The sequence below is a fragment of the Hymenobacter chitinivorans DSM 11115 genome, assembly GCF_002797555.1.
Lineage (GTDB): Bacteria > Bacteroidota > Bacteroidia > Cytophagales > Hymenobacteraceae > Hymenobacter > Hymenobacter chitinivorans.
In genome coordinates, this window is sequence record NZ_PGFA01000001.1 from 2,184,215 (window position 1) to 2,198,999 (window position 14,785).

Annotated in this window: 11 protein-coding genes; 2 read left to right on the plus strand and 9 right to left on the minus strand. The window is 62.2% G+C overall.

The features are described 5' to 3' along the window. Positions 1 to 38: 38 nt before the first annotated feature. From CLV45_RS09270 to CLV45_RS09280, 3 genes are all read right to left on the minus strand, one after another. On the minus strand, positions 39 to 1,805 hold the full coding sequence (locus CLV45_RS09270; protein ID WP_100336076.1) for a sensor histidine kinase: 1,767 nt from the start codon (positions 1,803 to 1,805) through the stop codon (positions 39 to 41). A gap of 12 nt (positions 1,806 to 1,817) precedes the next feature. Next, positions 1,818 to 2,924, minus strand: a complete 1,107-nt coding sequence (locus CLV45_RS09275; RefSeq protein ID WP_100336077.1) for a porin — start codon at positions 2,922 to 2,924, stop codon at positions 1,818 to 1,820. Between the two features lie 71 nt (positions 2,925 to 2,995). Beyond that, positions 2,996 to 4,360, minus strand: coding sequence for a sigma-54-dependent transcriptional regulator (locus CLV45_RS09280; RefSeq protein ID WP_100336078.1), 1,365 nt, complete (start codon positions 4,358 to 4,360; stop codon positions 2,996 to 2,998). A 119-nt stretch (positions 4,361 to 4,479) separates the two neighbouring features. Here CLV45_RS09280 and CLV45_RS24895 point away from each other — a divergent pair, with 119 nt between their 5' ends. Next, a complete protein-coding gene (locus CLV45_RS24895) occupies positions 4,480 to 5,202 on the plus strand; it encodes a hypothetical protein (protein ID WP_157807390.1) in 723 nt (240 codons plus the stop codon). An 18-nt stretch (positions 5,203 to 5,220) separates the two neighbouring features. Here the strand turns inward: CLV45_RS24895 and CLV45_RS09285 are convergent, their stop codons facing one another. From CLV45_RS09285 to CLV45_RS09310, 5 genes are all read right to left on the minus strand, one after another. Beyond that, entirely contained in the window at positions 5,221 to 6,045 is an 825-nt protein-coding gene (locus tag CLV45_RS09285; RefSeq protein WP_100336079.1) for an ATP-binding cassette domain-containing protein, read from the minus strand. 347 nt (positions 6,046 to 6,392) lie between these two features. After that, complete coding sequence (locus CLV45_RS09295; RefSeq protein WP_100336081.1) at positions 6,393 to 7,172, minus strand: ABC transporter permease; 780 nt, start codon at positions 7,170 to 7,172, stop codon at positions 6,393 to 6,395. Between the two features lie 335 nt (positions 7,173 to 7,507). Beyond that, positions 7,508 to 9,286 carry an OmpA family protein gene (locus tag CLV45_RS09300; RefSeq protein WP_100336082.1) on the minus strand — a complete coding sequence of 593 codons (1,779 nt, stop codon included), beginning with the start codon at positions 9,284 to 9,286 and terminating at the stop codon, positions 7,508 to 7,510. 262 nt (positions 9,287 to 9,548) lie between these two features. Continuing rightward, complete coding sequence (locus CLV45_RS09305; protein ID WP_100336083.1) at positions 9,549 to 10,538, minus strand: PspA/IM30 family protein; 990 nt, start codon at positions 10,536 to 10,538, stop codon at positions 9,549 to 9,551. Between the two features lie 122 nt (positions 10,539 to 10,660). Then, positions 10,661 to 11,377, minus strand: coding sequence for a hypothetical protein (locus CLV45_RS09310; RefSeq protein ID WP_100336084.1), 717 nt, complete (start codon positions 11,375 to 11,377; stop codon positions 10,661 to 10,663). 613 nt (positions 11,378 to 11,990) lie between these two features. Here CLV45_RS09310 and CLV45_RS09315 point away from each other — a divergent pair. Then, entirely contained in the window at positions 11,991 to 12,863 is an 873-nt protein-coding gene (locus CLV45_RS09315) for a DNA/RNA non-specific endonuclease (RefSeq protein WP_100336085.1), read from the plus strand. A gap of 118 nt (positions 12,864 to 12,981) precedes the next feature. On the opposite strand, the gene CLV45_RS09320 is transcribed toward CLV45_RS09315, so the two are convergent. Then, complete coding sequence (locus CLV45_RS09320; RefSeq protein ID WP_170061833.1) at positions 12,982 to 14,763, minus strand: HAMP domain-containing sensor histidine kinase; 1,782 nt, start codon at positions 14,761 to 14,763, stop codon at positions 12,982 to 12,984. Positions 14,764 to 14,785: the final 22 nt, after the last annotated feature.

Sequence of the window (14,785 nt, forward strand, 5' to 3'; positions counted from 1 at the left end):
TTTTTAACAATCAACTGACAACAATCAACTAACAACTACTACCCCATCACCGGCAGGGTGAAGTGAAATACGCTGCCGCAGCCGGGCTGGCTTTCCACCCACAGCTCGCCGCCCTGGGAGGTGATGAACTCCCGGCTGATGCTCAACCCCAGGCCCGAGCCGCCCTTGACGCCGGCCTTATTGGGAATGTGGGCGAAACGCTGGAAAATCCGGTCGTGGTACTCGGCCGGGATGCCGGGGCCGCAGTCCCGTACGCTCACCTGCACCAGCTCGCCGCGCTGCTCGGCGCTGATGTGGATTTGCTCACCCGGCGGGGAGTAGCGGATGGCGTTGGCCATGAGGTTGATGACGACCCAGGTGGTTTTTTCCAGGTCGGCGCGCACGGCGGGCAGGTCCTCGGGCAGGGCATAACGGAGCTCGAGCTGCTTGTCTTCGAGCTGGGCCATGATGGTGTCGTCGGCGTAGTCCATGACCAGGGCCAGGGCCACGGGCTCGGGGTTGAGCTTGATGCCCACGCCCGCGTCGAGGCGGCTCACGTCGATGAGCTCCCCCACCATGCGCAGCAGGCGCTGGGTTTCGAGGCGGATGCCGCCGGCAATGCGCTGGCGCTCGGCCGTGTCGGTGCGCTCATCCTGGAGCAGCTTCAGGCTGAGGTTGATGCTGGCCAGCGGGGTTTTGAGCTCGTGCGAGACGGTGGCCAGGAAGTTGGACTTGACCTGATCCAGCTTCTTAAAATCGGTGATGTTGCGCAGGGACAGAATGTGACCCACAAACTCAGTCTGGGCCGTCAGCTCGTTGTAGGACAGAATTGGCTGCACCGCCAGCCGGTAGTACGCTTCCTGGCCGTGGCGCATGACGGTGTACTCGGGGGGCTGGGCCGGTTCGTGCGGAGCGGCCTGGGCCTCGGCAGTGAGTAGGGTTTGCAGAAACTCGTTGTGGCGGGCCACGTCGGCGGCCAGCTGGCCGATAAGGGCCTCGGCGGGCTGGCCCAGCAACTCACTGGCCACGGGGTTGACCAGAATAATGCGGCGGTTCTGGTCGATAAGCAGCAGGCCTTCGTCGAGGCCCTGCACGATGCTTTCCATGCGGTTGCGCTGCATCAGCAGCTCGGCCCGGCTGGCCGTGCGCAGGTCCTGCATCTGGCCCAGCACCCGGTTAAAGGCCTGAGCCACGTTGCCGACTTCGTCGTGCCGCTCGATGGGCAGGGCTACTCCCGTGGCCGGATCGGTGGCCAGCTCGATGTCGGCGCTGAGGCGGCGCAACGGGCGCACCACGATGCGGGGCAGGCGCAGCACCAGGCTGGCCCCGAGCACCGTGCTAAGCACCAGAATCACGAGCAGGGTGGTTTTGGCGGCCCGCACGGTGCGGGCGGCTTCCTCGCCCTGCCGGCCCGAGGCGGCCAGGTTCATCGTCAGCAGGCGGTTGGTTTGGGCCTGGAGCTGGAGCAGCTCGGCCTGGCGCTGCGCCAGCGGGGCCTGGTTATCGAGCAGGCGCTGGTAGTCGGCCAGGTTCTGGGTCAGGCTGTCGACCAGCTCAGCCTCGCCGGGCTCGGTGATGTTGGCGCCTTCCCGGGTCAGGGCCCGGCGAAACTCCTGGAGGGCCGTGGGGCGGGAAGGCTGCTGGGTCAGGCCGCTCAGGGCCCAGAGCATCTGCCGGCCCAGCTCCACCGAGTGCAGGTTGGCCCGCTGCACGTGCTGGGCCCGGCGGTCCAGGCCGTGGAGCACGCTGTAGCTGTACACGCCCACCAGCAGTAGCAAGAGCAGCATGGTGAGCACGCTCAGCCGGATTCGGTTTTTCAAGGTCATAGCGGGTGAGCGTTAAAAGCTCAGGGCAATACTGGTCGTCACGTTGCCGTAGGTTTTGGCCGGCAAATTATCGGAATCAGGAAACAAACCCGTGTTGCTGCGCAGCACCCGCCCTTCCACCCGGGCCGTGAGGTGGCGACTGGGCGCGTAGTCCAGGTTGAGCGAAGCGCCCTGCAGCTCGGTGTTGGGGTCGGTGCCGGCCGGCCGGCCGGCGCTAATCTGCACGCCGTGCTCGGCCGAGTAGTACTCGGCCCGCCCCGCTACGGCCCACTGCGGCGTGGCCTGGTAGCGCACGAAGGCCGAGGCGGCGTGCCACACGTCCTGGTTGCTGCGGTTTTCACCCTGCTGGGTGCCGATGTCGAGCACTCCGGCCACGGAAAGCTTGTCGGTAGCAGTGTAGGTCAGGTAAAAATCGTGGAAGAAGCGGCGACGCCGGGAGTTGCCCGGGGTCTGGTCGTTGCCGTAGTAGGTGCTGGAGTTGAGCAGCCATTTGGCCGTGGGCTTCCACTGCAGCTGGGTGCCCAGGCTCTTGGCCCGGTTTACGTCCCGAATCTGCTGCCAGCCGTTGAGCACCAGGAACGTGGCCGTAAGCGTGGGCGACACCTCGTAGGTAAAGCGGGCCCCGGCTTCGTAATAAGGCGAGTTTTCGGCCATTAAGGAGCGGGTCAGCGTCCAGTTGTCCTTGCTCAGGGCCGACTCAAACCCGATGTGGGAAGTGAAAATGCCCACGTCGAGCCAGCTTTTGGCCGTGGGCCGGAAGCCGGCGTAGGCCTCGTAGATGTTGCGCAAGACCGTCGGCTCGTTGGCGTAATTGGCCTCCACGTAAGTGCCGGTATGCAGGGCCAGGGCCCCGCGCACCCGGGCTTCTTCGTAGCGCACTCCCAGCACGGCATTGTTGAGGGCAAACTCATTGGCCCGGTTGTGCGCGTACAGAAAGCCGGGCCGCTGCGGAGCCTTGCCGGTAAAGTCGTAGCCGTAGTAGGCGTCGGCAAAGCCGTAGACGGTCAGCCCCGCCGGTAAGACCGTAGCCGGCGCGGCCGAGTCGGGCAAAGCGGGCTGCTGGGCACTGGCGGAACCGGTTAGCAACAAAGCGGCAACGAAAACAAGGGCGAATTTCATGGGTGTAGGGTGCCGGCTGCGCCGCGCGAAAGGCTGCGGGCAGGGCGTTGAGAAGGTAGAGAAAAAGGAAATCAGGCCGTCAGGCCGTACTCCTGCAGCTTGCGGTAGAGCGTGGTCAGACCGATGCCGAGCTGGCGGGCGGCCTCGGTTTTGTTGCCGTCCACGTCGGCCAGCACTTCCCGGATGTGGCGGGCTTCCACGGCCCGCAGGCTCCGGTCGTGGGGGTCGTCGGTGGCCCGGATGGCGTCGGGCAGGGTGTAAAACTCGGTGGGCAGCAGGCCGGGGGCCACCCGCTCGTTGTCGGGCGTGAGGATGGCGGCCCGCTCCAGCACGTTCTTGAGCTCCCGCACGTTGCCCGGCCAGTCGTAGGCCTGCAGCAGGCGCAAACATTCGGGTTCCAGGCCCGGCAGGCGCTTTTTGAGGCGGGCGGCGAAGTGCTGCAGGAAGTATTCGGCCAGCACCGGCACGTCGGTGGCCCGGGCTTTGAGCGGGGGCACGTCGATGGTGAAGACCGAGAGGCGGTAGTACAAATCGGGGCGGAAGCGGCTTTCCTGGGCTTCGAGCTTGAGGTTGCGGTTGGTGGCGGCCACGATGCGCACCTGCACGGCCGTGGGCGTAGTGGCGCCCAGCTTAGTAAAGGTCTGGGTTTCGAGCACCCGCAGGAATTTGGCCTGCACATTCAGCTCCAGCTCGCCTATTTCGTCCAGGAACAGCGTGCCGCCGTTGGCTTCTTCGAGCAGTCCTTTCTTGTCGGTCAGGGCCCCGGTGAAGGCGCCTTTCTTGTAGCCAAACAGCTCCGATTCGAGCAAATCTTTGGGGAAGGCCGAGCAGTTGACGGCCACGAAGGGCTTGAGCCGGCGCGGACTGGCCTGATGAATGGCCTGGGCAAAAAGCTCCTTGCCGGCGCCCGTGGGCCCTTCGAGCAGCACGGTGCTGTCCGTCACGGCTACCTGCCGGGCCAAATTCTGGGCCGCCCGCAGCGCCGCCGACTCCCCTATCATCGTCTCGAAGCTGTGCTGGGCCCCGACTTTCTTTTCCAGCTCGGCCACCCGGCGCTGCAGTCGGGCCTTGTCGGCGGCCCGGTCCACGATGACGACCAGCTGGTCGTCGGAGTCGCCCTTGGTCAGGTAGTCGAAAGCGCCCTGCTTCATGGCCTGCACCCCGTCGGGAATCGTACCGAAGGCCGTCATGAGCACGATTTCGGCCTCGGGGCAGCGGGCCCGCAGCTTGGGAATCAGCTCCACGCCGTGGGCATCGGGCAGCTTCACGTCGGAGAGGATGACCAGCACTTCCTCGGCGTGCTGCTGCAGGGTTTCCAGGCCGCGGCGGGCATCGGCGGCCTGCAGCACGGTGTAGCCTTCCAGCTCCAGGACCCGGCTTAGCAGCTGGCGCAGGCGGGTTTCGTCGTCGATGATGAGCAGGGTACCGGTGGGCATGGAGGGGAATTGGGAATGTTAAATTTTAAGTGTTGAATTGGGCGAACTAGCTGTTCAACGCCTAAAAGTATCGGCTTGCAAAAGAAGTATCATTGTTGAATCACGTTTACCTTGCCACTATGCCTGATAAACAGAGTCGCGAATTGTTTCTGCTAGAAAAATTCCTTCCTACTCTGTTCGCAGAAACACCTTTCTCCTTGTCTCAACCAAAACCACCGCTACCAGATTTTATAATTCAGGTAGAGGGGAAGAAGATTGGGATTGAAATGACTGCTCTTATTTTGAATGAGGAATCTAGAGAAAGAGAAGCAAAACAAGACGCTATTTTAGATGAAGCCCAAAGGCTATTTGAAGCGAGGAGCCACCTGCCGCTCCAAGTAACAGTAGGTTTTTCAGAAGCAGTAGATTGGAGCGCTTTAAATCGAAAGCCAATCGCAGCATTTTTAGCGGGCATAATAGAAAGCAGTGTCTTAGCAGTAAAAGATCTGCCCCAGAATCAGGCTCAATTCGATATACGAATTGAATCCTTTATACACTCGCATATTCACAGTGTCGGAATATTCTATTTGGATCGACTTACAACTCCTTGCTGGTCACCAATAACTTCCTTTTGGGTCCCTGACGCTCCAGTTGCTAAGATTCAAGAGATAATTACCCGGAAGAGCAATAATATAAGTGGCTACCTAACTGGCTGCGATGAAGTCTGGTTGCTCATCCTGGAAACCGGAAGCCCATCATCCTACTTTGACCGATTTGAAAAACTGCAAGACACAATCTTTGAAAGTGGTTTTGCACGGACGGTAATTGGCCGGATTTCAAAAGGGGACCTGATAGAATTATAAACGAAGCCGGTAGAATAATCAGGCCGCCCGGATTTCATCCTTCAATTGCTCCACAAACCGGTTAAACTCCGGCTCGGCTTCCACGTTGGGGTGCCAGGCCAGGCCCATGCCGGCCAAATCGTACTGGTGGTCTTGGCTGATGGTGGCCCCGGGCAGGAGCTGGCCGGCGGCGTCCCGCTCGTAGCCCATGAGCCAGAGCGTGTCCGACAGGGCCGTGGTGGTGGCAATGTCGTGGGAGACGATGACGACCGTGTTGAGCTCATCCATGGTGGTGACTTCGAGGATGATTTTCTTCACTTCGTCAATCATGGCCACGTCGAGGCCAGAGAAGGGCTCGTCGAGCAGAATCAGGTGGTCGGAGCAGAGCAGCTGCTGGGCAATGGCGGCCCGCTGGCGCTGCCCGCCCGAGAGCTGGGCGGGAAACTTCTTGCCGTGCTGGTCGAGCCGGAACCGCTCCAGGTAGGCGGCTACTTCCCGCTTGGCGGCTTCGGGCTCGTGCTTGCGGGCGGCGGCCAGCAGCAGGTTGTCGGAGAGGGTGCGGTGGTTGAAGAGCGGGTAGCGCTGCTGCACCAGGCCCACGTCGCCGGCCTGCACGGGGTGCTGCTCCTCCCCGACCCGCACCGAGCCGGCGGCTGGCGGGGTGAGCCCGGCAATGATGCGGCAGAGCACCGACTTACCGATGCCCGAGCGGCCGTAGAAGCCCACGACCTGGCCCTGGGTCATGTTGGGCCGCACCACGTTCAAGACCTGGGCACTGATGTCGCGCAGCACGACTTCGCCCTGGTAGCTCATCGACACGTTGTCGAGGGTCAGTACGGGTTCCTGGTGAAAGTAAGGAGTCATCTGGGATATGGGTGTAGAAGCGTAATCGTTTAGAAAGTTGGGGCGGGTCGCCGGAGACGAGCTTTGGACGGCTGGGGCCAGGCTTTGGAGGCTTGGAGCTACGCTTTGGAAGCCGTGGACCACGCTTTGGGTCGTTGGGGCTGGGCTTTGGACGACTGCATCCGGGCTTTGGAGGCTTGGGGCTGGGCTTTGGACCACTGTGTCCGGGCTTTGGGTGACTGTGACTAGGCTTTGAATGACTGTGACCAGGCTTTGGGTGACTGTGACCAAGCTTTGGATGGCTGGAGCCAGGCTTTGGCTTTTCGGCGCAAAAACACCGCATGGGTCCCTTGCTTCCCTCCTGCTGTTTAGCCCTGCGCCGCAGCCAACGCCGAGTGGGGAAAGAATACCCGGCGCAGGAGCACGAAGACGTAGTCCTGCAGGGCGCCGGTGGCCAGAATGACCAGCTGAATGGCCAGCACCCCGTCGAGGTGCAGGTAGCGGTTTTGCTTGTAGAGCAGCAGGCCGATGCCGCCTTCCGACTGGTAGAGGGTTTCGACCAGCGTAATCATGGTCCAGATGATGGCGAAGTTCTGGCGCACGACTTCCAGCATCAGATCCAGCTTACCCAGCACCACGACTTCCAGAAAGCTGCGCCACTCGCCCAACCCCAGGGTCCGGGCGTGGTCCATTTCCTCCTGGGTGGTGGTCAGAATCACGCTCGTCATGCCCGTTACGAGGTACACGGTGGTGGCAAAAACCAGCACCGAGAGCTTGACCTCGTGGCCCGAGCTCAGCATCAGGGCCATGAAAAACGTGAGGCCGGTGAGAGTGAGGTAGCGCATTTTGGTGGCGGCGTAGGCAATGGGCCGGAAAAACGGCAGGGCCGTCAAGTACGAAATAACCAGGGCCAGCACCGTGCCGATGGCCAGGGCCTGCAAGGCCGTCGTCATGCTGGCCCACAGCTCCTGCAACAGCCCCTGGGTCGTGATTAAGTCGCCCAACGCCCGCAGCACCTGGCCCAGACTGGGGAAGATTTGCAGGGGGTAAAACGCCCAAAGCAGCACCAGCACCAGCAGCTGGGCGCCCACCATGGTGGCAAACACCGGCCGGCTGGGCCGGGCATTGGGGGCAAATAGCTCTTTCATGGAGGTGAAATTGTGAAGAGTGAATTTGTGAGTTGTTCTGGCGGCGCACTAGGCATTGATGAAGCGCCAGGCGCGGCACTCACTTGGCTTGCGAGGAGGAGTGGTGGTCCAAGCATTGACTCACAGCCCGAAGAAGCCCCGGCTCCGGGCGGGACTTCTTCTTTGCTATGGATGAGAAATAGGACACGAGGAATAAAAAAGCTAGGATAAAGCACAAGCAATAGGGCGGAAATGGTGAAGTGGTGAGTTGTTGATTTGGAGGGGCAGCTTGCGCCATTCGCGCAGATCGAACGTCAAACTCACCATTTCACAACTTCACCATTTCACAACTTCACCTAATTCCCCAGCACGATTTCCACGCGGCGGTTTTTGGCGCGGCCGTCGGGGGCGGTGTTGGGGGCCAGGGGCTCGGTGGCGCCGTGGGCGTAGATCTGGACCCGGCCCTCGGGGAAGGCGCTGGAGCTTTTGCGGCTCAGCCACTGCTGCACGGCCAGGGCCCGGTCTTCACTGAGCTGCTGGTTTTTCTGGGGGTCGCCCTGGTTATCGGTGTGGCCGTGGACGGCTACTTTGAGGCGGCCAGCTACCACCAGGTCGTCGAAGAGCTGGTTCAAATCCCGCTCGGCGGCCGGCGTGAAGGTGCTCTTGCCGGTTTCGAATTCGATGTTCCAGGCCCGCTTGCTCACGCTGCGGCGGATTTCATCGTCGGCGGCAAACTGCTGCTTGTCGGCCGGGGCAATGGCTTTGCCCTTGTACTGAGCTTGCAATTTCTTGAGCAGGGTCAGGTCCAGCATCTGGTCGAGGGGCACGTAGCTGGGCAATTCCTTGGGGTAAAGCTTGCGCTGCACGTCGCCGAAAGTCTTGTAGACCGAGGCGTAGACGTTGGTGCCGCCTTCCTCCAGACCAAACAGCGCCAGGTTATCGGCGAAGTTGAAGGCCTTGCTCCCACCGAGTTCTACCACTTCCCCGGTGCGGTCGGCTTCACTTACTCCTTTATAGTAGCGCAGCCAGTAGCCGCCGTTCTTGTCCTTGTCGCCGTACACTTCGGCCGAAATATCGGCGGCGCGGCTCAGGGCCTCGGGGTGGGTTTTCACCTGGTCACCGGCCACGGCCAGGGCCGTCATAATGCCTTCCACTTCCTTGGGGTGGGCGTCGTACCAGAGCTTGGTGGTCACCATGATATTGGGCATCTGGTTCGAGTATTCCTTGGTCGAGACGATGTTGACCAGGCCGCCTTTCTGCTTGGCAATGTTCACGTCGCCGGGCGTCCAGGTGGCTACGGCGTCGGCGGGCACGTCCACTTTGACGCCGGTATCCTTGCCTTTGACCACCTTGGTGCGCTGCTCGGGCTTGCCGGTAATGTACTTTTCGGCGGCGGCCAGGAAGTCGGGGGCGGCCATGAAGTTCACGGCTTCGGGGTCGTAGGTGGTTTCGTCGGGGTTCACCTTCAGGCTGTTGTCGGCGCACCACTTCAGGGCAATGTTCTGGTCGCCGTCGCGCAGGTAGCAGGCAATGGTCTTGCCCAGGGCCGCCTTGGGGTTGTCGAGCCACTCCTTGGGGCCCATGAGCTTGTCCTCGCCGTACGACTTACCGCAGCTGTAGGGCAGAATCTGCAAACCCGTGCCGGCTTTTTCCAGCTGACTCTGCACCGCCGAGAAGGCCGGCAGCCCGTCGCCCATGATGCTCACGATGAGGCCCGGCGTTGCGGGGTTCTGCTGCATGTCCAGGGCATTTTTGACCAGGTCGGCCTGCATTTTGGCCACGTCGTCCTGGCGTACGATCTGCAGATTGATGCCGTTGGCGGCCATGCTGGAGTTTTCCGTGGTGCGGGGGCCGCCGTTGGCCAGCATGCCGGCCATCTGCGAGTTCCAGGCCATTACTTCCCAGGTCACGGCCGCGCCTTTTTCAGTGGGCGTGCTGCCCGGCAGCGGGGCCAGCGGCACGGCAATGTTGGTGCGGCTGCCGGCCGTCTGGGTCGGCAGCTCAATGGAGTTGAGCAGCACCGACTCGGTAGCCGCCTTTTTAAACAGCATCCCGCTGCCAATAAGCTTGTTGATGCCGAAGTAGAGCAGCGCCACTAGCAGGGCGCCAATCACGATTTTACCGCGCGTTGTCATGGTAGTTGTCAGTTGTTAGTTGTCAGTTGTTGGGGTGGGCGAGTTCCCCTCCTTTTTTCAAATTCCGCGCATCAAGCGGCGTGGGTGGCCGAAGGCTGGGGTGGTTGGTCGGCCGCGCCGGTAGAGCAGGTACTTCCAGGTAGCAGGCATATTGCAGCCGTCAGCAACCATCGTCCTGACGTTTCAACCACCCCGCCCTTTGGGCACCCCTCCTCATCTGAGGAGGGGAATTTTCGTTCTGAATTGCCGTGCTATTGACGTTCTAGTCCAGCAGGTTGGAATAGGCGTCGTTGGTGGCTTTGGCCGTGGTGGCGGGGCTACTCAGGGTGCTGGGCTGCTCGTTGAGCAGGGTGTTGAAGTCGCCCTTCTGGTATTTTTCCAGCAGACGCTGGCCCTTCTCGCTCATCACCCCGTTCTGGATGTCCATTTCCTTCACGAATTCCTGGCTGTAGCGCATGGCCTGCTTGATCTGACCCAGCTGCTGGGCCATGTCCTGGGCTACCCGGTCGGTGGCCATATCGAAGAAGTACTTCTTGTCGGGGTCGCCGCGCAGGATGTTCATGGCGGCCCGCATGCCCGAGGAAGTGCGCTTCACCAGCTCGTACTCGTCCTTGAGCAGGTTGACCTTGAACTTGGAATTGTCGATCTGGCGCAGGGCGGCCTTCAGAATCTGGCGCATCACCAGCGTCACGTTGGCCGTGGTGGTCAGCATGGGCTGCAGGCGGGAGTTGTAGTCTTCGAGCTGAGCGGCCCGGGAAGCGTACGACTCGGCGAAGTCCTTCTCGCCCTTGCGGGCGGCCGAGTCGGCCAGGCGCAGGTACTCCTGGAGCTGCTGCTTGTTGGCGTCCATCTTGCGCTTCACCAGCTCGTGGGCCCCTTCGATGTGGCCTACCTCCGACTCCATGTTCTGGGCTTCCTTCTCGGTATTGCGGATGTAGTCCTGCATAATCCCGATGGGGTCCGTCTCGACGAAGATGCCGGCCGCGGTGCGGAAGATGCGCTGCCCGGCGTACCAGAGCCCCGCCTTGATCCGCTTGCTGGTCACAATCAGGAAGAGCACGAACAGCGCCCCGAGCCCGAAGCCGAGCTTGACCGTGTCGAAGACGATGTCGACCAGGTAGGGCACGATCTGGCCCCAGAAGTAGATGCCGGCCCCGGCCGCGGCGGCCAGAAAAACCCAGCCCGCGGCCTTTTCGGGCTTTTGCCATTTGGGTAAATCAGTGGAAGTACCACCGGGAAGCAATGTGTTCATATGTAAAGTGAATGAGTAAGGGAGTGAATGAGTGAGTTGTTGAGGTGCGTAGCAGAGTAGTGAGGAATAAGATGGGTGAGTTGCAAAGCCTGACTTCGCTCATTCACTCACTTACTCATTCACTATTTCACCCCTAGCAAAAAGGACTGGGCGGCCTGGCGGTGGGCTTTCAGGTCGGCGGCGGCGCTGGCGTTGGCCAGCTCGTAGGAAGCCAGGGAAGCCTGGGCTTTCTGGCGCTCGGCCACCAGCTGCTGCTGAGTGGCCTGGAGCTGCTGGCTTTTGGCTTCGAGCTGCTTGGTGAGCTCGGCCAGTTCGGCCTGCAGGCGCTGCTCCTGGCCCGTGAGCTGCACGATGGTGCTGGGCTGGGCATTGGCAATCTTGAGCTCCCCCATCTTTTCCTGGTGGCGCTCCAGCACCTTGTTGCGGTCGGCCACCAGCTTTTGCTCCAGCTGCTCGCCCGTGGTTAGCAGCGTGGCCGCGTCGAGGCCGGTGACGGCGGCAAAGGCGTGAAAGGCCGTCTGATAGAGCACCGGACCGGCCAGGCCGCTGGCGGCCATGCTCTTCACCATTTTGGTGTAGGCCACGAAATCCTTGCCGTCGCCGGCCAGCAGGGTGGCAATGTGGTCGAGGTGGCGCTGCTCGGGCTGGGTTACCGCCGCGGGCTGGTTCAGGGCGAAAGTGCCGGGACCGGGCGCCACGGGGAGTTGCTGCGGGGCCTGGGCTGGCAGCGGCTGCAGGGGCTGGGCGGGGCCTTTACTAGCCTTAGCCGGGGCACTGGGGTCGTCGCCTTCGACGAAGAAGTCTTTGGCGGCTTTGGCGAGGTTGTCGAAAAGGTCCATGGGAGCGGCAGGTTAGATGCTTGGTGATATGGCCTCTTTGCCAAGACCAGTGCCGCCGCCGGATTTAATTCCAAGTCATATTCACAATTAATTGATTATCAAACTATAAAAATATTATCAGGCTAACTTTACCCACCAGCCGCGCGGCCACCCCTTCCATTTTGGTAGGATCATTTGCCAAAACAGCACGCTGCACCGGCCCCGCAGCAGCAAGCCCGGCCGTGAGCAGAAGTCGCCGGGGCCGCCAATGGCGGCTCTCATTTTTGCCAAATGGCAAGTACCGTCCGGTAGCTTATGGGGCAGCAGTAACGGGTACGGGGCTACACGGTGTTTGCCGAGCTGACCAAATTCGGGGAGTATGCTGAGCAGCTGCGGGGCTGCTTACGGGCCGGGAAGCGGCAGCTCCCCGTGCAGGCCTACCCGATTACGGCAGTCCACGCCGCTGCTATTGGAGTAGCGCCTACCGGGAAGCCCCGCCGGCCGCGTAAAAGGCGAAGGGCGGTTAACCGGTCCAGGGTGGTCAATAGTCCGGCTCGGGCCCGCGCGCAGCTTTGCGACTAACTCCCGTTATTTGTCTTTCTGCCTGCTCCTACTCTCACCTCCTGTTGCTTTCATGAATACCAGTAAATTCTCTGCCACCGCCCTGCTGGCGCTGGGCCTGCTTGCGGGCGCCTGCTCCAAGGAAACCGAAGAAGTAAAGCCCGTCGTCCCGGAAGTACCACTGCCCCCGCTGCCCGAGCACATTACCCTGGGCAACCCCAGCGGCGCCGTTACGGACGCCGCCCAGCCCTCCAATTACCTGCTGCTGAAAACCCAGTACGCCCTGTCTTACCACCGTGACCGGGGCATTCCCAATTGGGTAAGCTGGCACCTGAGCCCAGAGTGGCTGGGCACCGCCGCCCGCCAGGACGACTTCCGCGCCGATGCTACTTTGCCCGCCGGCTGGTACCAGGTCCAAACCGGCAGCTATACTGTCTCGGGCTTCGACCGGGGCCACAACTGCCCTTCCGCCGACCGCACCACAACGGTGGCCGACAACTCAGCGACGTTCCTGATGACCAACATGGTGCCCCAGGCCCCGCGCAACAACCAGCAAACCTGGGCCAACCTGGAAGGCTACTGCCGTACGCTGGTGGATCAGGGCAACGAGTTGTATATCGTAATGGGTAACTACGGCAAAGGCGGCACCGGCTCCAGCGGCTACAAGGAAACCCTCGACAACGGCCGCGTGACGGTGCCCCAGCGCATCTGGAAAGTTATTGTGGTGCTCCCCCAGGGCAACGACGATGTGAGCCGGGTCAGCAGCAGCACCCGGGTTATTGCCGTGGATACGCCTAACGACAACTCCCTCAGCACCACCTGGGGCACCTACCGTACTACCGTCGACGCCATCGAAACGGCTACCGGCTACGATATCATGGCGCGGGTGCCCACGGCAATTCAGGCGACGCTGGAAGCCAAGGTGGACAGCGGGCCAACGCAGTGAGTTGAAGTTGTTTCAACTTTTGGGTATATCCTTTTGTATAAACAGCACAACGGCCATCGGAATACTCTGGTGGCCGTTGTGCTGTCTGCTTTAACGCAACAGCGGCTAGCGGTTGACGTTAGCCGACGGCGGGCAGCGTGAAATGAAACGTGCTGCCCGCGCCCAGCTCACTTTCCACCCACAGCCGCCCGCCCTGGGAGGTGATGAATTCCCGGGCAATGCTCAGGCCCAGGCCAGAGCCGCCGCGGTAGCCGGTTTTGTCGGGAATCTGGGCGAAGCGCTGGAAGATCCGCTCGTGGTGGTCGGCGGCAATGCCCGGGCCGTGGTCCTGCACGCTGACCTGCACCAAGCTGCCGGCCGGCGCGGCCCGCACGGTTAGGGCCTCCCCGACCGGGGAATAGCGGGTAGCGTTGGCCAGCAGATTGATAAGCACCCAGGTGGTTTTTTCCACGTCGGCACGCACGGCGGGTAGATTCTCCGGCAACTGCACTTCCAGGCGCAGCTGCTTGTCGCGAAGCTGGGCCTGCACGGTAGCGGTGGCATAGCCCACGATATCGGCCAGACTGGTGGGGCGCACGTCAAGCTGGATGCCGGCCCCGGCGTCGAGGCGGGACACGTCGAGCAGCTCGGCCACCATGCGCTGCAGGCGCTGGGTTTCCTGGCGCACGTCGCCGGTGATACGCAGACGCTCCTCGGCCGGCAGACGCTCGTCGAGCAGCAGGCGCAGGTTGATGTTCATGCTGGAAAGCGGGGTTTTGAGCTCGTGCGAGACGGTGGCCAGGAAGTTGGACTTGACCTGATCCAGCTTCTTGAAATCCGACACGTTGCGCAAAGTCAGGATCTGACCCACAAACTCGGTCTTCTCGGTAGCCGCGTTGAAGGACACCAGCTCCTGCACGGCCAAGCGGTAAAAGGCTTCCTCCCCGCGCTGACTGATGTGCAGCAGCGGGGCTTCGGCCACGGCGGCGGCCCGGTTGGGCGCGTCGAGCGGGCGGAGCATGGTTTGCAGCAGGTCGTTGTGCAAGCGCAAAACCGGCGCCGACTGGCCCACCACTTGCTCCGGGGGCAGGCCCAGCAGCTCGCACATCACGGGGTTGGCCAGCAGAATGCGGCGGTGCTCATCGAGCAGCAGCAGGCCCTCATCCAGGGTATTGACGATGCTGGCGGCCCGGTTGCGCTCGGTTATCAGCTCGGCAGCGGTGGAGGTGCGGTACTCACGCAGCTGGCTCAGCATGCGGTTGAAGGCCCGGGCCACCTGCCCAAACTCGTCGGTGCTTTCCTGGGGGATGCTGCCCGAAAAGTCGCGCTCGGTGGCGTGGTTCAGGGCCGCGGTGAGCTTGCGCAGGGGCTGCACGGCGGCCTCGGGCACGCTGCCCACCAGGCCCAGGGCTAATAGCGTGGCCAGGGTCAGGAAGACGAGCAGGTTGCGGTTGGCCGCGTCGGCGCGGCGGTTGGCCTGCTCGGTTTTGCGGGTCAGGGCCGCCGTATTCACTTCCACCATCTGGTAGGTCAGGCGGCGCAGCTCGGCCACGGCCGGCCCGCCGGCCGCCAGGGCCGCGGTGGTTGGCGCGGTGCGCTGCAGCTGCTGGAGCAGCCCCAGGCGCTGCCCGAGTTCCTCGACCACCTCCTGCTCCCCGGCCTCGGTGATGTTGCGGCTTTCCTTGCGCAGGGCGGCGGCAAAGCGGGCCGTGGCCGCCGTATCGGTCAGGGGCTGCCGGGCCAGCTCATCCAGGCCGCGCAGCATCTGCTGGCCCAGCGTGACGGAGTAGAGGTTGGCCACCAGTACGTCGCGGGAGCTGCGGTCGAGCTGCCGCAGGGAGTAGTAGCCGTAGCCGCCGATGCTAAGCAGCAGCAGCAGCATGGCCAGAAACCCCAGGTTGATTTTGGTTTTCAGATTCATTCGAAGCGGGAAAGCAGAAGGT